Source organism: Streptomyces sp. NPDC059743, assembly GCF_042732975.1.
In the GTDB taxonomy this organism is placed as follows: Bacteria; Actinomycetota; Actinomycetes; order Streptomycetales; family Streptomycetaceae; genus Streptomyces.
The window spans coordinates 253,932-271,766 of the sequence record NZ_JBHWGS010000013.1 but is presented as its reverse complement, the minus strand read 5'-3'; the positions used below and the strand labels follow the sequence as shown (position 1 = coordinate 271,766).

The 17,835-nt window shown below is 71.2% G+C and carries 20 protein-coding genes, 1 pseudogene and 2 riboswitches; of the genes and pseudogenes, 11 read left to right on the top strand and 10 right to left on the bottom strand.

Annotation, left to right across the window (positions count from 1 at the left end; translation table 11 throughout):
• Positions 1-82 precede the first annotated feature (82 nt).
• Complete coding sequence (locus tag ACFV6H_RS24280) at positions 83-856, bottom strand: SDR family NAD(P)-dependent oxidoreductase (RefSeq protein WP_385545558.1); 774 nt, start codon at positions 854-856, stop codon at positions 83-85.
• A 203-nt stretch (positions 857-1,059) separates the two neighbouring features.
• The gene (locus ACFV6H_RS24275) at positions 1,060-1,413 is read right to left on the bottom strand and encodes a YnfA family protein (RefSeq protein WP_093592913.1); all 354 of its coding nucleotides are present in this window, start codon (positions 1,411-1,413) and stop codon (positions 1,060-1,062) included.
• An 87-nt stretch (positions 1,414-1,500) separates the two neighbouring features.
• Here ACFV6H_RS24275 and ACFV6H_RS24270 point away from each other — a divergent pair, with 87 nt between their 5' ends.
• Positions 1,501-2,040, top strand: a complete 540-nt coding sequence (locus tag ACFV6H_RS24270) for a hypothetical protein (RefSeq protein ID WP_385545555.1) — start codon at positions 1,501-1,503, stop codon at positions 2,038-2,040.
• 72 nt (positions 2,041-2,112) lie between these two features.
• Here the strand turns inward: ACFV6H_RS24270 and ACFV6H_RS24265 are convergent, their stop codons facing one another.
• The 3 genes from ACFV6H_RS24265 to ACFV6H_RS24255 all read right to left on the bottom strand — a co-directional run bounded on the left by ACFV6H_RS24265 (position 2,113) and on the right by ACFV6H_RS24255 (position 4,547).
• A complete protein-coding gene (locus ACFV6H_RS24265; protein ID WP_385545552.1) occupies positions 2,113-2,847 on the bottom strand; it encodes a Mut7-C RNAse domain-containing protein in 735 nt (244 codons plus the stop codon).
• Positions 2,848-2,915: 68 nt separating this feature from the next.
• The gene (locus ACFV6H_RS24260; RefSeq protein WP_385545549.1) at positions 2,916-3,485 is read right to left on the bottom strand and encodes a GNAT family N-acetyltransferase; all 570 of its coding nucleotides are present in this window, start codon (positions 3,483-3,485) and stop codon (positions 2,916-2,918) included.
• 84 nt (positions 3,486-3,569) lie between these two features.
• Positions 3,570-4,547 carry a DUF6597 domain-containing transcriptional factor gene (locus ACFV6H_RS24255; protein ID WP_385545546.1) on the bottom strand — a complete coding sequence of 326 codons (978 nt, stop codon included), beginning with the start codon at positions 4,545-4,547 and terminating at the stop codon, positions 3,570-3,572.
• A 63-nt stretch (positions 4,548-4,610) separates the two neighbouring features.
• On the opposite strand from ACFV6H_RS24255, the gene ACFV6H_RS24250 reads away from it, so the two are divergent.
• Together ACFV6H_RS24250 and ACFV6H_RS24245 are read left to right on the top strand one after the other, a co-directional pair.
• A complete protein-coding gene (locus tag ACFV6H_RS24250) occupies positions 4,611-5,180 on the top strand; it encodes a TIGR03086 family metal-binding protein (protein WP_385545543.1) in 570 nt (189 codons plus the stop codon).
• Between the two features lie 167 nt (positions 5,181-5,347).
• On the top strand, positions 5,348-5,611 hold the full coding sequence (locus ACFV6H_RS24245; protein ID WP_093592928.1) for a GlsB/YeaQ/YmgE family stress response membrane protein: 264 nt from the start codon (positions 5,348-5,350) through the stop codon (positions 5,609-5,611).
• 71 nt (positions 5,612-5,682) lie between these two features.
• On the opposite strand, the gene ACFV6H_RS24240 is transcribed toward ACFV6H_RS24245, so the two are convergent.
• The gene (locus ACFV6H_RS24240) at positions 5,683-6,426 is read right to left on the bottom strand and encodes a histidine phosphatase family protein (protein ID WP_385545540.1); all 744 of its coding nucleotides are present in this window, start codon (positions 6,424-6,426) and stop codon (positions 5,683-5,685) included.
• A gap of 67 nt (positions 6,427-6,493) precedes the next feature.
• Positions 6,494-6,662, top strand: a riboswitch (cobalamin riboswitch).
• 37 nt (positions 6,663-6,699) lie between these two features.
• On the opposite strand from ACFV6H_RS24240, the gene ACFV6H_RS24235 reads away from it, so the two are divergent.
• The 7 genes from ACFV6H_RS24235 (at position 6,700) to ACFV6H_RS24205 (ending at position 11,469) form a co-directional block, all read left to right on the top strand.
• On the top strand, positions 6,700-6,924 hold the full coding sequence (locus ACFV6H_RS24235; RefSeq protein WP_093592935.1) for a CbtB domain-containing protein: 225 nt from the start codon (positions 6,700-6,702) through the stop codon (positions 6,922-6,924).
• 21 nt (positions 6,925-6,945) lie between these two features.
• A complete protein-coding gene (locus ACFV6H_RS24230; protein WP_385545537.1) occupies positions 6,946-7,779 on the top strand; it encodes a CbtA family protein in 834 nt (277 codons plus the stop codon).
• 366 nt (positions 7,780-8,145) lie between these two features.
• Positions 8,146-9,477, top strand: a complete 1,332-nt coding sequence (cbiE, locus tag ACFV6H_RS24225) for a precorrin-6y C5,15-methyltransferase (decarboxylating) subunit CbiE (RefSeq protein WP_385545534.1) — start codon at positions 8,146-8,148, stop codon at positions 9,475-9,477.
• Positions 9,474-10,226, top strand: coding sequence for a precorrin-4 C(11)-methyltransferase (gene cobM, locus ACFV6H_RS24220; protein ID WP_385545531.1), 753 nt, complete (start codon positions 9,474-9,476; stop codon positions 10,224-10,226). Before cbiE ends, cobM begins: the two co-directional genes overlap by 4 nt.
• A gap of 200 nt (positions 10,227-10,426) precedes the next feature.
• The gene (locus tag ACFV6H_RS24215) at positions 10,427-10,756 is read left to right on the top strand and encodes a hypothetical protein (RefSeq protein ID WP_385545528.1); all 330 of its coding nucleotides are present in this window, start codon (positions 10,427-10,429) and stop codon (positions 10,754-10,756) included.
• Between the two features lie 138 nt (positions 10,757-10,894).
• Positions 10,895-11,176, top strand: a complete 282-nt coding sequence (locus ACFV6H_RS24210) for a hypothetical protein (RefSeq protein WP_384986379.1) — start codon at positions 10,895-10,897, stop codon at positions 11,174-11,176.
• The gene (locus ACFV6H_RS24205) at positions 11,173-11,469 is read left to right on the top strand and encodes a hypothetical protein (RefSeq protein ID WP_385545524.1); all 297 of its coding nucleotides are present in this window, start codon (positions 11,173-11,175) and stop codon (positions 11,467-11,469) included. Before ACFV6H_RS24210 ends, ACFV6H_RS24205 begins: the two co-directional genes overlap by 4 nt.
• A gap of 19 nt (positions 11,470-11,488) precedes the next feature.
• Here ACFV6H_RS24205 and ACFV6H_RS24200 read toward each other — a convergent pair whose 3' ends face one another.
• On the bottom strand, positions 11,489-12,637 hold the full coding sequence (locus tag ACFV6H_RS24200; RefSeq protein WP_385545521.1) for a cobalt-precorrin-5B (C(1))-methyltransferase: 1,149 nt from the start codon (positions 12,635-12,637) through the stop codon (positions 11,489-11,491).
• A gap of 81 nt (positions 12,638-12,718) precedes the next feature.
• Between ACFV6H_RS24200 and ACFV6H_RS24195 the strand changes: the two are divergent.
• Positions 12,719-13,501: pseudogene (locus ACFV6H_RS24195) on the top strand (cobalt-precorrin-6A reductase); the annotation flags it as partial.
• Here ACFV6H_RS24195 and ACFV6H_RS24190 read toward each other — a convergent pair.
• From ACFV6H_RS24190 to ACFV6H_RS24180, 3 genes are all read right to left on the bottom strand, one after another.
• The gene (locus tag ACFV6H_RS24190; protein WP_385545651.1) at positions 13,498-15,183 is read right to left on the bottom strand and encodes a precorrin-2 C(20)-methyltransferase; all 1,686 of its coding nucleotides are present in this window, start codon (positions 15,181-15,183) and stop codon (positions 13,498-13,500) included. The pseudogene ACFV6H_RS24195 and the gene ACFV6H_RS24190 overlap by 4 nt on opposite strands.
• Before the next feature lie 152 nt (positions 15,184-15,335).
• Complete coding sequence (locus ACFV6H_RS24185; RefSeq protein WP_093592957.1) at positions 15,336-15,962, bottom strand: precorrin-8X methylmutase; 627 nt, start codon at positions 15,960-15,962, stop codon at positions 15,336-15,338.
• Positions 15,963-16,036: 74 nt separating this feature from the next.
• Positions 16,037-17,629 carry a cobalamin biosynthesis protein CobG gene (locus ACFV6H_RS24180; RefSeq protein WP_385545647.1) on the bottom strand — a complete coding sequence of 531 codons (1,593 nt, stop codon included), beginning with the start codon at positions 17,627-17,629 and terminating at the stop codon, positions 16,037-16,039.
• Between the two features lie 119 nt (positions 17,630-17,748).
• A riboswitch (cobalamin riboswitch) is annotated at positions 17,749-17,821 on the top strand.
• Positions 17,822-17,835 lie beyond the last annotated feature (14 nt).

The following is a 17,835-nucleotide window of genomic DNA, read 5'->3' as shown; positions in this document are numbered from 1 at the left end:
GGGGTCGGATCTTTGGCGGTCGGGTCTTTGGTGGTCGGGCCCGAGGCCGGGAGGGCAATCCTGGCTTCGGGCCTTCGAGTGATCAGAGTTCTCGGTGGACCTTGGTGTTGGATGCCTGGGCTCGGGGGCGGACCACCAGGAGGTCGATGTTGACGTGGCTGGGGCGGGTGACCGCCCAGGTGATCGTGTCGGCTACGTCGTCGGCGGTGAGGGGCTCCGCGACGCCCGCGTAGACCTTCGCCGCCTTCTCGGTGTCGCCGCGGAAGCGGGTGGTGGCGAACTCCTCCGTCTTGACCATTCCGGGAGCGATCTCGATCACCCGGACCGGAGTGCCGACGATTTCCAGGCGGAGAGTCTCGGCGAGGACATGGGCGCCGTGTTTGGCGGCCACATAGCCCGCGCCGCCCTCGTAGGTGCTGTGACCGGCGGTGGAGGAGAGGACGACGACCGTTCCGTCGCCGCTCGCCGTGAGGGCGGGCAGCAGGGCCTGGGTGAGGTTGAGCGTGCCGATGACGTTCGTCTCGTACATCTGACGCCAGTCCGCCGGGTCGCCGGTGGCCACCGGATCGGCGCCCAGCGCGCCTCCGGCGTTGTTGACCAGGACGTTTACGGACGGGAAGCCACCGAGCTCGGCGGCGAAGGCGTCGACCGCCGTGCGGTCGGTGACATCGAGGGCGTAGGCGGTGGCGAGGTGGCCCGCGGCGGTGATCTCCGCGGCGAGCGCCTCGATACGGTCCTTGCGGCGGGCGGTGACGACGACGTGATAGCCGGCTGCGGCGAGCTGCCGCGCGGTGGCGGCGCCGATGCCGCTGCTCGCTCCGGTGATGACGGCGATGGGGCTCCCCGCGGCGGTCATGACGTACTCCTCGCGCGTGTGATCGATGTGGGGCCAGGATAGGCAGGCGGTGCGGGCCGACGTGCTGTCCGTCCGGAGCGCGGACCGGTGTGCGGGCCGGTGCGGGTCGGCGTGCGGCCCGGCGCGTGAGTGCTGCGTAAGCCGGGCGTGAGCCGGGCCGCGAGCTGGGCGCGGGGCGTACGTGAGGCCCCGCAGTTCGCGGTTCAGTGGCCGCGAGGTGCGTACATGATCACTGCCATACCGGCCAGACACACCAGCGCTCCCGTGACATCCCAGCGGTCCGGGCGGTAGCCGTCGGCGACCATGCCCCAGGCGATCGAGCCCGCGACGAAGACCCCGCCGTACGCGGCGAGGATACGGCCGAACTCGCCGTCGGGCTGAAGCGTGGCGACAAAGCCGTACGCGCCCAGGGCGATGACTCCGGCGCCGATCCAGATCCAGCCCCGGCCACCACCTCCACTGCCGTCACCGCGCACGCCCTGCCAGACGAGCCAGGCGCCGCCGATCTCGAAGACGGCGGCGATCAGGAAGAGGGCGGCGGAGCGGAGCACGAGCATGCGAACAGCCTGCCATGCGGGTGATCGGAGAGGCGTCGGGCTGACGATTTATCGCTATTGCGGTGTGATGATCGGTATGTTCCTCTCATGGGTGTCATGCGTAAAGCACTGCTGGTAGGGGTGTCCGCGGCCACGGTGGTCATGACAGGGGCAGGCCCTGGCGCCGGTGCGGGAACGGGCATGGGAACGGGCGTCGGCGGCGAGGGCGAGCGGCGTGTCTCCCGGGCCTACGGTCCCGTCGAGCCGGAGGCCGATCTGGCGCACCACGGGCATGTGTCCCTGCGGAACGGCGAGTTGACGCTTCGGCTGCAGACCGAGAACCACGGGCCGTCCCAGTTGACGGACGCGACCGTACGGCTGGACTTCTCGGTACCTCTGCCGCCGGGCCAGCCGCTGCCGCCCGGCTGTCTCTGGAGCGGCGACCGGGTGGCGCTGTGCCGTACGGGCCACCTCCGGGCGGGCGGACGAGGCCCGGAGACCACGGTCGATCTCAGGACGGACGGGCGGCCGGACGAGGTGGTCGTCCGGATCGACACCGCCTGGAACGGCGGCGCGAGCGACCGTAACTCCGAGAACCATCAGCACCGGGTGCCGGCTCCGGACACGGGCGACAAGTACGTCTTCTGATCTCCGCTTCTGATCCCCGGCGCTTCCCAGGTGATCCTTCGGCGATCCGCGGACGTGTCGTCGCCTCTCCTGCTACGCCGCCGCGTTGCCGAACTCCCGTACCGCCTCCTCGACGATCGCCGCCAGCCGGGCGTGGTGCGCGCCGCGCCAGTACACCCGGCCGCATGTCCGGCACTGCGCGAAGACGTCGTACGAACGCTGTGTGCCGTGCTCCAGCTGCTCCTGGACGGAGTCCTTGTCCGCGGGGCCCAGTTCGCCGTTGCAGGCGGTACAGCGTGTCCAGGGCGCGAGGACGGGCGCGAAGCGCTCCAGTACGTCCCGGAGCTGGTCGTCCGGGCGGTCGCTGTAGACGTACGCTCCGGCCCAGATCTCGCGCCGCCGCAGCAGCCCGCGGTCCCGGGACAGCATCACGCGGCGCTCCGTGGCGGAGAGGGTGGCCAGCGCCGGGTCCCCGAGGTCCTCGCTCTCGTACGCCGCGTCGACGCCCAGCAGCCGCAGCCGTCGCGCGAGCGTGCCGAGATGGACGTCGAGCAGGAAGCGCAACGGCGCGTCCGGCACGCGCTGCGGCCGGCTCACGGCTCGTACCTCGACCGTCTCGCCCGCAGCGGGGATGTGCGCTACGGGCACTTCGCGGCCGTCGACGAGCAGTGCCCCGACCTCGGTGAGCGGGACGCCGAGGGATTCGACGGCATGGCCGAGTGTGGACTTACCGTCGGTGACCACGGCCGTACGTCCCTGGCGCCGCTCGGCTGCCACGAAGAGGCGCAGCTCAGGGGCGAAGCTGATCTGGATCTCCGGTCCGTTCACGCCGTCAGGATGTCATTGGAGGCGGGGAGCGGGCCAGGGTATTCCGGGGCGTCGGGGCAGTGGCGGTGTCATTCTGCTTCGGCGGGTTCAGGGCCGGACTCAAGGCCGGAGTCGAAGCCGGGCTCAAGGTCCAGCCGCCAGTTGTTGCAGCGCATCACATTCCCAGGCGGGAACTCCACGTCGCATTCGCCCTGGAGAGAGAAACCCGCCCTGCGGCACAGACGGTTCGACGGCGGATTGCCCACGGACGGGAACGCGTGCAGATAGCGATGCTTCTTCTCGGCCCGCGCCATTTCCGCCACGGCCGCAGCCGCCGCGGCGGCGATGCCCTGGCCCTGGAACGCGGTGAGAATCCCCCAGCCCGTCTCGTACACCTCCTGTCCCTGCCAGGTTTTCTCCCAGAACCCGATCGTGCCGACCGCCTCGCCGCCCGGCAGCAGCACGACGCGGAACATACGGCCCTTGCCCGTACGGTCCGCGCTCAGATCGACATACCGTCTGTGTCGTTTGACAAGCTGTTCCTCCGTCTCGGGGCCGCCGAGATGGGTCATCATTTCGGGCGCGTTCGCCGCGCGGAGAAGGCCGAGATCGGTCTCCGACCACGGTTCGAGCCGTACGTGCGGTGCTTTGATCTCCATGTCGAGCACTGTAGGACGGGGGTCTGACATATGAGCCGGAGCTGTGGGTGAGGGCGTGGGTGTGAGGGCGTGGGGACGGATGGTTCAGAGGCCCGAACGGCCGTACGCCGTGGGCGGTACTCCGACCGTCGCCGTGAAGTCACGTACGAGATGTGCCTGGTCGCTGTAGCCGAGTTCGGAGGCCAGCTCCGCCCAGTCGACCTGTCGGCCCGGGGCCGGAGCCGGGGCCGACGCTGAGCCGGAGTCCGGGCTGGAGTCCGGGTCGGCGGCCAGGTTGGAGTCCGATCCGGCGGCCGGGTCCGCGGCCGGGCCACTGCTCGTAGCCGCGACCGTGCCCGTGCCCGCGTCCGACTCGGCGCGTTCCAGTGCCTCATGGATCCGGTAGCGCAGGATGACCCATTTCGGTCCCACGCCCACATACGCGGCGAACAGCCGTTGCAGCGAGCGCGTCGAGATTCCTTCCGCCTCGGCGAGCTGCGCCACGCGCCGGATCGTACGGTCCGTCCTGATCCGGTCGGCCAGCGCCATGGCGTGATCGGCCCCCGGGTCCGGCCGCGGGCCGAGCGTCAGTAGGTACGTGTCGAGCGCGGCCACTCTGGCGTCCTCGGCGGCGTTCTCGACGGCGTCCTCGGCGGGGCCGAGCACCGCCTCGATGTCCGTGTCCGTCGCCGGCATGACCTCGCCGAGAGGCACCCGCCGTCCCGTCCACTCCGATACGGGCCACCGCGGCGCGAACGGCCGGAAGCCTCCGGGCCTGAACTGCACTCCGCACATCCGGCCCCGCCCTTCCAGCCGCTGTGCGAAAAGTTCCAGGCCGATGCCCGCGACCTCCGCGAAGGGCGGGCTGTCGGGCCCGTGTCCGAAGCGCTGGAAGACCACGTTCACCGAGGGATGCGGCACCACGTGGGAGACGTACGGCCGGGCCAGATCCCAGTCGATCAGCCAGTAGTGCTCCAGATACGGCCGCAGGGCCGGCGCCGGTTCGCGGCGCCGGAAACGTACCCGCGCGAACAGCTCGGGAGCGTCGACGATGCCCCGGGTGTCGCGCCGTGGACCTGCCATGGGCAGATCCTATGTCGCGTTTGTTCAAGACGCCGGGAGTAGCCGGTTCATACGGTCGGGGCCATGAGCGACAAGATCAGCAAGCTGTTGGAGGTGGCGGCCGACCGTACCGTCACCGTCATTCGAGGTATCACCGACGACCAGCTCACCGCACCGACTCCGTGCAGTGAGTACGACGTACACGCCCTGGCCGACCATCTCTTCCAGGTCGTCGTCAACTTCCAGGCGCTGGCGGCCAAGAAGGACGCCGATTTCGGCGCCGCCCCGGAGCATCTGGAGGGTGAGTGGCGCGAGCGGTTCGCCGACGAGACCGTACGGCTCGTCGCGGCCTGGGACGCGCCGGGCGCCGAGGAGGGCACCTCGGGGGCCATGGGGCTGCCGGCCAGAACGGTGGGCGCGATGGTGGTCGGCGACCTGGCCGTGCACGGGTGGGATCTGGCGCGGGCGACGGGACAGCCGTACGAGCCGGATCCGGCGCTCGTCGAGATGCTCGGCGAGGAGTTCGCGGCGCTGGCGCCGACGGCACGGGAGATGGGGATGTTCGGGGAGCCGGTGCCGGTGGCGGAGGACGCCGGTCCGTTCGAGGTGCTGCTGGCCGCGACGGGACGTGCCCCGCACTGGAGCCACTCGTAGCGTCTCGGGATGTCTCGGGACGTCCCGTGGACGTTCGCCCTTCCACCGCCCGCGTTCCTCAAACCGAACTGGCGAGCTATCGCACTCCTGGACTGAACGCGTATTCGGCGGGCAGACGTTCTGACAGACACCACGAACGGCAGCGAATGTGGTGAGAAGGAGTGGATATGGAGATCTCCGGTATTTTCACGGCCATAGTGATCGGCATCGTCATCGGTGTGCTGGGACGGCTCGTTGTCCCAGGGCGCCAGCACATCGGTGTGCTGTGGACGATCGCCGTCGGTATCGTCGCGGCCCTGATCGGTACGGCTCTGGCGGCGGCCGTCGGTGTCGCCGATACGGACGGTCCCGACTGGATCGAGTGGATAATCCAGATCGGTCTGGCGGCGGTGGGTGTCGCCGCGCTGGACCGGGCCAAGGCGCGCCGCTGACCGAGTTTGCCGGGGTGCGCGGGGTGCCTGGGGTGTCCGGGTGTACGGCGCCGGGGGTCGGCGGACGGTCCTCAGGGTGCGGCGGTGTGGGTGTGTAGAGGACGGCCGGCAAGCAGATTCCAGCGGCCACTGCGCCCGCTGAGTTCGGTGAGGGACAGAGGCCGTACGTCAATCCTCCAGAACGACTGCGGGGAGGCGCCGAGGGCGTGGACGGCGGCGGCGCGGATGATGTCGGGTTCCGCCACGGCGATGACGCGTCCGCCCGGGTCCTCGCCGGAGTCGGAGCCGAGGTTGTCGAGCCAGTGGCCGACACGGGTGTGGAAGGTCAGCAAGGACTCTCCGCCATGGGGTGCGGACGTGGGATCGGAGAGCCAGACGGCCACGGACTCCGGTTCTTCGGCGGCCACTTCATCGAGAGTCCTGCCCTGCCAGCGGCCCATCGCGCAGGGTGCGAGGTCGGACAGCGGCTTGGCGTCCAGGCCGAGGATCTCGGCGGTACGGCGACAGCGGTGAGAGGGGGAGACATAGAGGGCGGCGGCGCGGGGGAAGGTCTCCCGTACGGCTTGGGCCTGCCGGAGCCCGAGGGGATCGAGGGCGTCGGGTGTGTCGGGTGCGCTGAGTGTGTGGGCGCCAGTGCCGGTGCCACTGCCAGAGGTGGTGGCGGTGCCCGAGGCGTTGGTGGCGGTGTCGGTGGCGGTGTTTGGGCCAGTGTCCGAGGCCGGGTCCGTATCGCTGCGGTCGGTGCTCTTGGGGAAACGGGCCTCGCGCAGGGCCGTGCTGATGGCCGGTGAGATGAGCGTCACCCGGGTCGTCATACGGCTCTCCTCGCTCGGGTCCTGGCGGTCATTGCAGGCCCGTCGCAGGCCTGGCGTCGGTCGAGGTCCTCTTGGCCCGTCTGTCGGTTCGCGATACCTTCACGTCGATATCACGACGGCGGGACGGAAGTCCGGTGAGAGTCCGGCACGGTCGCGCCACTGTATGCCGGGTGTCGGCTGCGCAACAGCGCAGCGGAGCCCGGTCAGTCAGACCCGACGGCCGTCGTTCGAGCTCCACCGAATGGGACGCGAGTTCCCCAAGGAGGTTCCGCCATGGCTGAGTCCATAGCCCCGCCGACCGTTTCGCCCGTCAGCGTCAAGGTGACTCCGCTTCCACTGCGCGCGGTTCTGCCGTGGGCGGTGTTCGTAGGCACTCTGATGCTGGTGCTGCTGTACTTCGTCGGCGCCGAGCAGGGCGCGACGTCGGTGTTCTCGGGTGAGGGTGTGCACGAGTGGGTGCACGACGGCCGTCATCTGCTCGGTTTTCCCTGCCACTGAGCGCTGACGGAGATCACGCACATGCATGCCTCCACCGTCAGAACTCTCCTGGTCCGCGGCATGATCGCGGGTGTGCTGGCCGGGCTCTTCGCGTTCGCGCTGGCATATCTGGCCGGTGAGCCTTCCGTACGGGACTCCATCGCGCTGGAGGAGACCCAGTCGGCACCGGCAGCGGAGCACGCGCACGCACCCGCAGCGGCAACGGCGCATGAGCACGGCGAAGAAGAGGAGGAACTGGTCAGTCGGCCGGTCCAGTCGACGTTCGGGCTGGCCACCGGTGTCCTGGTGTACGGAGTGGCCCTGGGCGGAATCGCCTCGCTGGTCTTCTCCGTCTGTCTGGGCAGGATCGGCGGATTCGGGCCGAGGGCGACCGCGGCGCTGATCGCGGGAGCGGCCTTCACCACGGTCTATCTGGTGCCGTTCCTGAAGTATCCGGCGACCCCGCCCGCGGTGGGCAACCCGGACACCATCGGTAAGCGCACCACGCTGTTCTTCCTGATGATCGTGCTCAGCGTGCTGCTGGCCGTCGTCGCCGTCATCGCGGGCAGACGGCTCGCTCCGAAGTTGGGTAACTGGAACGCGTCCGTTGTCGCCGGTGCCGGTTATGTCGTCGCGGTGGCGGTCGCCTGTCTTGTTCTGCCCGCCAACTCCGATGCCGTCCGGGAAACCTTCCCGGCTGCTCTTCTCTGGGAATTTCGGCTGGCGTCGGTCGCCGTGCAGGCGCTGCTGTGGACGGCCTTCGGGCTGATCTTCGGCGCGCTGGCCGAGCGGGTGCTCCAGCCCGGCGGCCGGGGCGCCTCCGCGGCGAGGACGGACGCCGATGGAGTCACCTCGCCGGTGAGGACCGTCGGCTGACGCTCCGTCCGCCTCCGGCTCTTCTGAGAGAACTGGCGATCCGCTAGCGAGTGCATCCAGCCGCCCCAGCCGCCCCATTCGCACAGCCACATGCCGACGGCTACGTCCGGCCGAGGTGGGGCGGCCTGGGCGGCCCGGGCGGTACCAGGAGCCGGAGACCTGGGTTCCCGAAGCCGAAGCAGCAAAGCGCGAGCCGTGCCACGTGATCCGCTGCGCCACAGGACTCGCGAGAGAGACGAGGTGGGCGTGCGCTCCGGGCCTGGGTCCGTCGGAGGCGAGCGCGGGCCCGCCGAGGGCGGGAGATGACTGGACAGTAGAGTTTGGGGCCGGTCTTTCTCCAGCTCAGAAGCGCAGAGGTGTATCGCAGTGAGCGCAGCACCGTCTCCCGCCGTAGCGCACGTGGTGACCGTCGTGGGGATCGGTGCCGACGGCTGGGCAGGGCTCTCCGGCGTGGGACGGGAGGCTCTGCGGGCGGCCGAGGTGGTGGTCGGCGGAGCACGGCAGTTGGCGCTGCTGCCGGAGGATGAGTGTGCGGGCGAGCGGGTGGTGTGGCCGTCGCCGTTGCGGCCCGCCGTGCCTCGGGTGCTCGCGGCCCATGCGGGCCGGCGGATCTGTGTGCTGGCGAGCGGGGACCCGATGTTCTACGGGATCGGGCGGACGCTCGCGGAGGTGGTGGGGGCCGGGGCGCTGCGGGTGCTGCCGCATCCGTCGTCCGTGTCGTACGCCTGTGCCCGGCTCGGCTGGCCGGTGGAGGACACGGAGGTCGTCACTCTGGTCGGCCGTCCCGCCGAGCGGCTCGCCGCGGCCCTGCACGACGGCCGTCGGGTGCTCGTACTCAGCGCGGGCGCGGAGACACCGGCCGAGGTGGCGGCGCTGCTGCGGGACCGGGGTTTCGGGCCGAGCCGTATGTACGTACTCGAACAACTCGGCGGCGGGGAGCGGGAACGGCGTGTCGAGGGCCTCGCGCAGGACTGGGCCGAGCCGTCCGGTGATCCGCTGAACGTCGTGGCGGTCGAATGCCGTCGCTCGCCGGACGCGGTGCGGCTCGGCGCCGTACCGGGCCTGCCGGACACCGCGTACGAACACGACGGGCAGCTCACCAAGCGCCATGTCCGGGCCGCGACGTTGGGCGCGCTGGCGCCCGCTCCGGGAGAGCTGCTGTGGGACGTCGGCGGCGGGTCGGGTTCGATCGCCGTCGAGTGGATGCGTACGCACCGGTCCTGCCGCGCGGTCTCGGTGGAGCGGGATCCGGTGCGGGCGGAGCGGATCGGGCGCAACGCGCGGGCGCTCGGCGTGCCCGGTCTGCGGGTCGTCACCGGTGCCGCGCCCGAGGCGCTGGCGGGACTGCCGGTGCCGGACGCGGTGTTCGTCGGAGGCGGACTGACCGTACCGGGGCTGCTGGACGCCTGTTGGGACGCCTTGCCGGTGGGCGGCCGACTGGTCGCGAACACGGTGACGCTGGAGTCCGAGGCGCTGCTGGCCGAGCGGTACCGCTGTTTCGGCGGCGAACTGGTACGGCTGGCGGTCGCGCACGCCGTGCCGGTGGGTGGATTCACGGGCTGGCGGCAGGCGATGCCGGTGACGCAGTGGGCGGTCGTAAAAGGCCCGGACGCGGGCCCGGCCCCGGGTGCGGGCTCGGGTGTGGATGTGGATGTGGCTCCGGGCTCTCCGTACGTTCCCTCAGGAGGTCAACGATGACGGTGTACTTCATCGGTGCCGGTCCCGGCGCCGCCGACCTGATCACGGTACGGGGAGCTCGCAGGCTCGCCTCGTGCGGTGTGTGTCTGTACGCGGGCAGCCTGGTGCCGCGCGAACTCCTGGCCGAGTGCCCGCCGGACGCGCGGCTGATCGATACCGCGCGGATGGATCTGGACGCGATCACGGCGGAGCTGGTCCGGGCCCACGAGGAGGGCCAGGACGTGGCCCGGCTGCACTCCGGCGACCCGTCGGTCTTCAGCGCGGTCGCGGAACAGATGCGGCGGCTGGACGCGGCGGGCGTGCCGTACGAGGTGGTCCCGGGCGTGCCGGCCTTCGCCGCGGCGGCGGCGGCGCTGAAGCGTGAGCTGACGGTACCGACGGTCGGCCAGACGGTGATCCTGACGCGGATCGCCCAGCGCGCCACCCCCATGCCGGAGGGCGAGGACCTGGCGACGCTCGGCCGGAGCGGCGCGCTGCTGGTGCTCCACCTCGCGGCCGGATACGTGGACCGGGTGGTCCGGGAACTGCTCCCGCACTACGGCGCGGACTGCCCGGCCGCGGTGGTTGCGATGGCCAGCCGCCCCGACGAACTGGTCCTGCGCGGCACGCTGGACGACATCGCGGGACAGATGAAGAAGGCGGGTGTGGTACGGACGGCGGTGATCATGGTGGGCCGAACGCTGGGAGCGGAACAGTTCCGGGACAGCCACCTGTACTCCCCGGAGAGGGAACGCCCGCACGTGTGCTGACGGGTGTGTCTGTTGGATGCGCAGATGCCCGATTCGGCGGAAGCGGCTGGGGAAGGCGCGAGTCCCTCGTAAACTGCGAGGCCGGGAAGCCTGGTCCCCGCGCATGCGGGGTTGGTCCGAGGATGCCGACGGCGATAGCGGCGTCGGCGAGCTGGTCCCCGCGCACGCGGGGTTGTCTCAACCAACGGAAGGAGAAGACTATGAGCGCCCAGCCCGAACACTCGCCGGACAGCCGGGGCATCGTGATCCCGCAGATTCCGCACACCATCAACGCCATCGGCGACGCCCTCAGCGGCGCTGACCGTGCCCGCTTCTACGCCGAGGTCCTGGCCGCCGAGGAGAGCACGGTTCCCGCTGTCATGCGTCGCTGGTGGAAGACCGCGATGCTCAACCGCGCCCCCGGCGCCGAGCGCAGCCGCGCCAACGCCGCCGCCGGCCGCAACCTCATGTCCGTGGACGAACTTGCCGCGCGGCTCGGCGGCTGCGGTTTGGTTGGTGCGCAACGACGGATCACCGTTGATCACCTGTGATCAACGGTGGGAGTGAGGCGCCTGATGGGGTGAATTGTGCTGGATGCGCTCGGAGGGGCGCGCTCCGCTCGTAGACTCGCAGGCCGGGAATCCGCTTCCCGCCCACGAGGACGGCCCCGTCAACCGGAGGAGAATGTTGTGACCGCTCGACCCGAGCGACGCTCTCCCGATCCCAGGGTCCGGCCCATCCCCCGTACCATCGACGCTGTCTCCAATGCCCTCGGCGCCACCAAGCGGATGGCCTTCTACTCCGAGATCGGGCAGGCCGAAGAGGGCGAGCACATCAACGCGGTCCTGCGGAAGTGGTGGATGGAGGCGATGTTCGACAGCCGTCCCGGCCGTGAGCAGCGACTCGCCGAGGCCGATGCCGGGCGCAACCTTGTTCCGTTGCCCCGGCTGGTGGGTGGTGCGGAGGAGTGAGCGACCCCGAGCGCGGCTGGACCGTGTTCTGTGCCGAGGACGCCGCGAACGTCCTGGAGGCCATGCGGGTGGCCGGCCACGGCGACTTGTACGACGAGGTCGTGCTCTTCCTCAGGGCCCTCGCTGTCGAGGCAGGTCAGGCGGCCGACGCGGACAAGCCTCTGCCCGGCTTGCCGATGGGCGACGGCCGGTACAACATCAATGTGCCGCTTCTGCCCGTGCTCGTCAGCTACAGCCGGTACCCCGGGATGCGTGAGTTCCGCATCACCGATGTGGTCTGGCTCAGCGACTGAACCCGACGCTTCGCAGGTCCTACCTCGGCTCGCTGCGGCCCACCACCGTGCCCGCTCTGTCGATGCAGATGACGTCGACCAGTACCGGTGCCCCGCGTAGGACTCGCAGGGCCTCGTCGCGTGCCCTGGTGGCGACCAGGTTGCCCAGTGGGATGTCCTGGGACTGGCACAGCTGGAGTGCCGCCAGGCCTGTGTTGGCCTGCGAGACCTCCGTTGCCAAGGCGGTGTCCGCTCCGGCGTCGGCCGCGAGTGTCGCGAGGAAGGACTTGTCCACCTGGGAGCGGGACGAGTGGAGGTCCAGATGGCCTGCGGCCAGTTTGGAGAGTTTGGCGAAGCCGCCGCAGAGGGTGAGCCGGGGGACCGGATGGCGGCGGAGATAGGTGAGGACCGCGCCGGCGAAGTCGCCCATGTCCAGCAGGGCGTCCTCGGGCAGGGCGTATTCGGTGCGGACGGTCCGCTCGGAGGTCGAGCCCGTGCAGCCCGCCACATGTGTACGGCCCGCCGCCCGGGCCACGTCCACGCCTCGGCGGATGGAGTCGATCCAGGCCGAGCAGGAGTACGGGACCACGATGCCCGTCGTACCGAGGATGGACAGGCCGCCCAGGATGCCCAGTCTCGGGTTCCAGGTGGAGCGGGCGATCTCCTCGCCGTTGTCGACCGAGACCGTTATCTCCACGTCGCCCGTGCCGCCGTGGCGCTCCGCCACCTCCGCCACCTGCGCGCGCATCAACTGACGCGGCACCGGGTTGATCGCCGGTTCGCCCACCTCCAGAGGCAGTCCCGGGCGCGTGACCGTACCCACGCCCGGCCCGGCGCGGAAGACGACGCCCGAGCCCGGTGGCAGCAGCCGTACGGTCGAGCGGATCAGGGCGCCGTGCGTGACGTCCGGATCGTCGCCTGCGTCCTTGATCACTCCGGCCATCGCCCAGGCTCCGGACCCTTCCTGGGCTGGTTCCTGGAGGAGTTCCTCGGCGGCCAGCGCGAAGCTCGGCGCCTGGCCCTTGGGGAGGGTGATCGTCACCGGGTCGGGGAACTCGGCCGTCAGCAGGGCGGTGTACGCCGCCTTCGTCGCCGCCGTCGCGCACGCGCCCGTCGTCCAGCCGTGCCGTAGCCCGGTGTGCTTGAGCTGGGCGCCGCGCCCGCCCGCTGTTCCTGGCCCATCAGACACATGGTCCCCTTGTCGTATCCGTTGTCCGCTTCGTCGTCCGCCTCAGACAGGTCCGCCTCAGGCAGGGAAGGCTCGCCGCCGATGAGTGAACCGTTCCATGTGCTGATCCTCGGTGGGACCACCGAGTCGCGCCGCCTCGCCGAGAGCCTGTACGGCCACGACGGTACGTACGGTCCTGGGCTCCGGGTCACCAGTTCTCTCGCCGGGCGCGTCACCCGGCCCGTACCGCCGCCGGGAGAGATTCGGATCGGCGGGTTCGGCGGCGCCGAAGGGCTGGCGCGCTGGCTGCGCGAGCATCGCGTGGACGCGCTCATCGACGCCACTCATCCCTTCGCCGCAACGATCAGCCGGAACGCGGCGCTCGCCGCCGCCGACGCCCATGTTCCTCTGCTGGCGGTACGCCGTCCTTCGTGGGTGCCGGTCGCGGGCGACGACTGGCATTCGGTCGGTTCGCTGGCGGAGGCCGCCGAGGCGCTGGCCGCGCTGCCCGCACTGCCCGCGTTTCCCGGGCGGCGGCGCAGAGTCTTCCTCACCACCGGACGGACGGGGCTCGCCGTCTTCGCCCGGCTCGACGGACTGTGGTTTCTCGTACGGTCCGTGGACGCGCCCGAACCGCCGTATCCCGCCCGTATGGAGACGGTCCTCGACCGTGGGCCCTTCACGCTCGACGGCGAGCGTGAACTCCTGCGCCGCCATCGCATCGACACCGTCGTGACCAAGGACAGCGGCGGCGCGGCCACCGCGCCCAAACTCACCGCCGCCCGCGAGGCCGGACTGCCCGTCGTCGTCGTGCGTCGGCCGCCGACGCCGGAGGGCGTGGCCGTGGTGAGCAGCGCGGCGGAGGCGGTCGCGTGGCTGCGTCAGCTCTCCGGGCTCGGGTCCGAGGCGCTGGGGTCCGAGGCGCTTGGCTCCGGTGTGCTTGGCTCCGGTGCGCTGGGCTCTGAGGCCGAGCCGTGTGCTCCCGGCGCGCTCGGTCCGTCGGACGACCGCGCGTCCGGGTAGCGGCGCGGCGTCCAGACGATCTCCTCGCGGTCACCGCCACCGGCACCGTCACCACCGCCGCCGACGGGACCACGCCGTGCCGTCACCGTCTGCGAGGAGCCCACCAGCAGGATCGTCCGCATGTCGACCTGCGCCGGATCGAGATCGGCCAGCCGTACGATCCGTACGCTCTCCTCCGTCCCGCCCACATCGCGGCCGATCACGACGGGAGTGTCCGGCGCACGGTGTTCCAGCAGCAGTTCACGGGCCTTGCCGACCTGCCAGGTACGGCTGCGCGAGCCCGGGTTGTAGAGCGCGAGCACCAGGTCCGCCGCCGCTGCCGCGTGCAGCCGTTCGGCGATGACCTCCCACGGCTTGAGCCGGTCGGAGAGCGAGAGCACGGCGTAGTCGTGGCCGAGCGGCGCGCCCACGCGCGCGGCGGCGGCGTTGGCGGCGGTCACGCCCGGGAGCACACGTACGGGAACGTCCCTGTACGGATCGGCCGACGCCACCTCCAGTACGGCCGTGGCCATCGCGAAGACTCCCGGATCACCACCGGAGACCACGGCCACGCGCCGGCCGCGCCGCGCCAGATCGAGGGCGAACTCCGCGCGCTCGGACTCCACCTTGTTGTCGGAGCCGTGCCGTCGCTGCCCGGGACGGACCGGAACACGGTCCAGATAGGTGGTGTAGCCGACGAGATCGTCGGCCGCGGCCAGTGCGCCGCGCGTCTCGGGCGTCAGCCACAGCGGTCCCGCCGGTCCCGTACCGACGACGACCACATCACCGGTCTCGGTCCCGGTCCCGGCTTCGGTTTCTGTCCCGGTCTCGGTCTCGGACTCTTGAGAGGCAGGACGGGCATCGGCACGGCTCGGCAGCACCGCCACCGAGAAGTACGGGACGGAGTCCGGATCGGTGTCGGCCAGCGCGCCGGTGCGCTCGCCGCTCATGGTGGCGCGTTCGACGTACCGCGCGTCCGCGAGCCGGCCGGCCCGCTCGACGGCCCGCCGTACGGCCGGGAACGTACGGCCGAGCTTCATCACCACGGCCGAGTCCGCCGAGGCCAGCCGGGCCGTGAGCTCTTCCTCGGGCAGCGTGCCCGGCAGGATCGTCAGCACCTCCTCGCCCTCGACGAGCGGCGTGCCGAGCCGGGCCGCGGCAGCGCTGACGGAGGTGACGCCGGGTATGACCTCCGTCGGATAACGGTCCGCCAGCCGCTTGTGCATATGCATGTACGAGCCGTAGAAGAGCGGATCGCCCTCGGCGATGACGGCCACGGTGCGGCCGGCGTCGAGATGTACGGCGAGGCGGGCGGCCGACTCGGCGTAGAAGTCCTCCATCGCGCCTCGGTAGCCGCCGGGATGGTCGGTGGTGCCGGTGGTGACCGGGTAGACCAGCGGCTCTTCCAAGTGGTCCGGACGCAGATGTTCCGCGGCTATGGAACGGGCTATGGAACGGCCGTGGCGCGCGCTGTGGTACGCGATCACATCGGCCTCGGCGATGACCTGGACGGCGCGTACGGTCATGAGGGACGGATCGCCGGGGCCGAGGCCGACTCCGTACAACCGGCCGGTGCGGGTGCCGCCCGTGGAGGTGCGGCCCGTGGCAGTGGTGCCGGTGGCGGTGCCGTCCGTACCAGTGCTGCCGCCGTTACTGCCGCTGCCGCCGTTGATGCCGTCGTCGGCGCTCGTTCCGGACGGCGTCCTGCTGTTCGCGTTCACTCTTCCTCGCTCGCGATCGCGTTGATGGCCGCCGCCGCGATGGCACTGCCGCCGCGCCGTCCGCGTACGACCAGGTGCTCAAGTCCGGCAGGATGCCCGGCGAGCGCGGCCTTGGACTCGGCCGCGCCGATGAAACCGACCGGTACGCCGATGACCGCCGCCGGGCGCGGCGCGCCCGCCTCGACCATCTCCAGCAGCCGGAAGAGCGCGGTCGGCGCGTTCCCGACGGCCACCACCGCGCCCTCCAGCCGGTCGCGCCACAGCTCCAGGGCGGCGGCGCTGCGCGTGGTTCCCAACTCGGCGGCGAGCGCCGGGACGGACGGGTCGGACAGGGTGCAGACCACCTCGTTGGCCGCGGGCAGCCGCTTACGGGTGACTCCGCTGGCGACCATCGCGACATCGCACAGGATCGGCGCGCCCGCGCGCAGGGCCTCACGGGCGCGGGCCACGACACCGGGTGTGAAGGCCAGATCGCGCACCAGGTCGACCATGCCGCAGGCGTGGATCATCCGGACCGCGACCTGGGAGACGTCGGCGGGCAGCCCGGCGAGGTCCGCCTCGGCGCGGATCGTGGCGAAGGACTGGCGGTAGATCGCCGCGCCGTCCTTCTCGTAGTCGAACACCGTGGGCTCGTTCACCCGGGGCTCGTTCACCGTGGGCTCGTTCACCGTCGGCTCGTTGGGCACTGTGGTCTCGCTCATCTCGTCACTGTGGTCATGCGTGCCGTCGCCACCGCGTTGGCGAGCTCCGGTCCTGGTGCGGTCACTGCTACGCCTGCCGTTACGCCTGCTGTCGTGGTCGACGTCGCCGCCGCTGTCGCGGCAGCCGTCGGGACTCTCCCCCGTACGGTGACGCGATAGCCGCCCTCGGCCGTCGCGACCACGTCCACCCGGGCTCCCTGCGGATGGCCGCAGCGGCGCTCGCAGCCCGACCAGTAGACCGGCAGCGCGTCACGGCCGGCCGTCGGGCGCCGCAGCGCCTCGGTCGCGTCCGCCCGTACGTCCGCGAGAGCCTTCGCGCATCCGGGTCGGCCGGTGCAGGCGCCTACGCCGTACCAGAGGGAGTCGTGATCGGTGATCAGTCCGGCGATGCGGAGACGTTTCAGCAGGTCGTCGGCCGCGGCGGGCTCCAGCCCAGGCACGATCACGCCACGCCAGGGTGTGACGCGCAGGGCGGTGGTCGGTTCGGTGCCGTCTCGCGCACTGCCTCGCGCCGATGTCAGCAGCCGCAACTGTGCCGCGCTCAGCCGCCCCAGTGGTGCGTGGACGGACAGGGCCACGGTGCCGTCGGGGGAGTGGATCAGCCCTGGAAGCGGAGGCTCGCCTTCGCCTTCTCCTACGCGGGCTTCCGCCACGTAGTCCGACAAGTGGTCCGCCACGTAGTCCGATACGTACTCCGCGGCTACGTACTCCGCGGCGATGCCCGCCCTCGTCAGCCGCGCTTCCACCGCCGCGTCCAGCTCGTGGCCGGGCGGCAACTCCCGTACGCGCCAGGCGCCCGAGCCGCCCGCCTCCGCCACCGTGAGAAACGTCTCCGCGGCGAGCAGGGCGGCCCTCGGCGCGTCGGCGGCGTTCACGCGCAGACCTGACCGGTTCGCCCCGATACGTACGATCGCCGTACCGTCCCGCCGTGCGAGCAACGTCACATCCGCGCCGAGGGCCGCCACATCGCCGCGGCCGTCGTCCAGTGCGAACAGGAAGCGGCCGGAGAGAGCGGTCGCAGCCTCGCTCGCGCACAGGAGCTTGTCCAGTTCCCGTGCCCACAACTGCGGTTGCCCGACGCCAAGTCCGTCCGCGCGCACGTCCCCGCGCACGTCCCCACCCGCGTCCCCACCCGCGTCCCCACCTCCGCTTCCGAATCCGTCGAGACCGGCCAGCGGTGAGGCGACGATGTTCCGTACTCGTTCATGCCGTTCGGAGGGCAGCAGCCCGGCTTCGTGCAGCAGCTCCGCCAGTTCGGCGCCGCAGCTCGCGTCCGCGCCCAGCCCTCGGAGCTGCACATTGCCCCGGGACGTGATGTCGACATGTCCGTCGCCCAGCCGCTCCGCCGCGCTCGCCAGCGCCTCTGCCTGACGGTACGTCAGCAAACCGCCGGGCAGGCGCAGTCGGGCCAGCCGCCCGTCGTCCGCCGCGTGCAGCCGCAGCGCACCCGGACAGGCGTCACCGCCCTCCCGGACGGGCGCCCGCACAAGATACGGAACGGAAGCCCGCGACAGAGCTTCGTCAGCCCGCGAGGGAGCTTCGTCCCGGTTGGCGGGTGTTGGCGAGGTGGGCGGCATGGCGGCGAGCATACCCACGTACCCACGCCTCCCATCCTGGCCGCCCAGGCGCCCTCCCCGCCCGTGACCTGCTGCACCTACTATGCAGACGACGGGTCCGGTGCCCGTCAACGCCAGCGACGGCGTCAGGGGAGGAAGCCCGGTGAGAATCCGGCGCGGTCCCGCCACTGTGAGCCCGGCAGCAGCCGGGTGAGCCAGGAACTCCCGCCGTCCTCCCT

Bases quoted from the DNA above. Each gene is read 5' to 3' on its own strand.
- ACFV6H_RS24280 (WP_385545558.1), bottom strand. From the start codon at position 856: ATGACCGCCGCGGGGAGCCCCATCGCCGTCATCACCGGAGCGAGCAGC.
- ACFV6H_RS24275 (WP_093592913.1), bottom strand. From the start codon at position 1,413: ATGCTCGTGCTCCGCTCCGCCGCCCTCTTCCTGATCGCCGCCGTCTTC.
- ACFV6H_RS24270 (WP_385545555.1), top strand. From the start codon at position 1,501: ATGGGTGTCATGCGTAAAGCACTGCTGGTAGGGGTGTCCGCGGCCACG.
- ACFV6H_RS24260 (WP_385545549.1), bottom strand. From the start codon at position 3,485: ATGGAGATCAAAGCACCGCACGTACGGCTCGAACCGTGGTCGGAGACC.
- ACFV6H_RS24255 (WP_385545546.1), bottom strand. From the start codon at position 4,547: ATGGCAGGTCCACGGCGCGACACCCGGGGCATCGTCGACGCTCCCGAG.
- ACFV6H_RS24250 (WP_385545543.1), top strand. From the start codon at position 4,611: ATGAGCGACAAGATCAGCAAGCTGTTGGAGGTGGCGGCCGACCGTACC.
- ACFV6H_RS24245 (WP_093592928.1), top strand. From the start codon at position 5,348: ATGGAGATCTCCGGTATTTTCACGGCCATAGTGATCGGCATCGTCATC.
- ACFV6H_RS24240 (WP_385545540.1), bottom strand. From the start codon at position 6,426: ATGACGACCCGGGTGACGCTCATCTCACCGGCCATCAGCACGGCCCTG.
- ACFV6H_RS24235 (WP_093592935.1), top strand. From the start codon at position 6,700: ATGGCTGAGTCCATAGCCCCGCCGACCGTTTCGCCCGTCAGCGTCAAG.
- ACFV6H_RS24230 (WP_385545537.1), top strand. From the start codon at position 6,946: ATGCATGCCTCCACCGTCAGAACTCTCCTGGTCCGCGGCATGATCGCG.
- cobM (WP_385545531.1), top strand. From the start codon at position 9,474: ATGACGGTGTACTTCATCGGTGCCGGTCCCGGCGCCGCCGACCTGATC.
- ACFV6H_RS24215 (WP_385545528.1), top strand. From the start codon at position 10,427: ATGAGCGCCCAGCCCGAACACTCGCCGGACAGCCGGGGCATCGTGATC.
- ACFV6H_RS24180 (WP_385545647.1), bottom strand. From the start codon at position 17,629: ATGCTCGCCGCCATGCCGCCCACCTCGCCAACACCCGCCAACCGGGAC.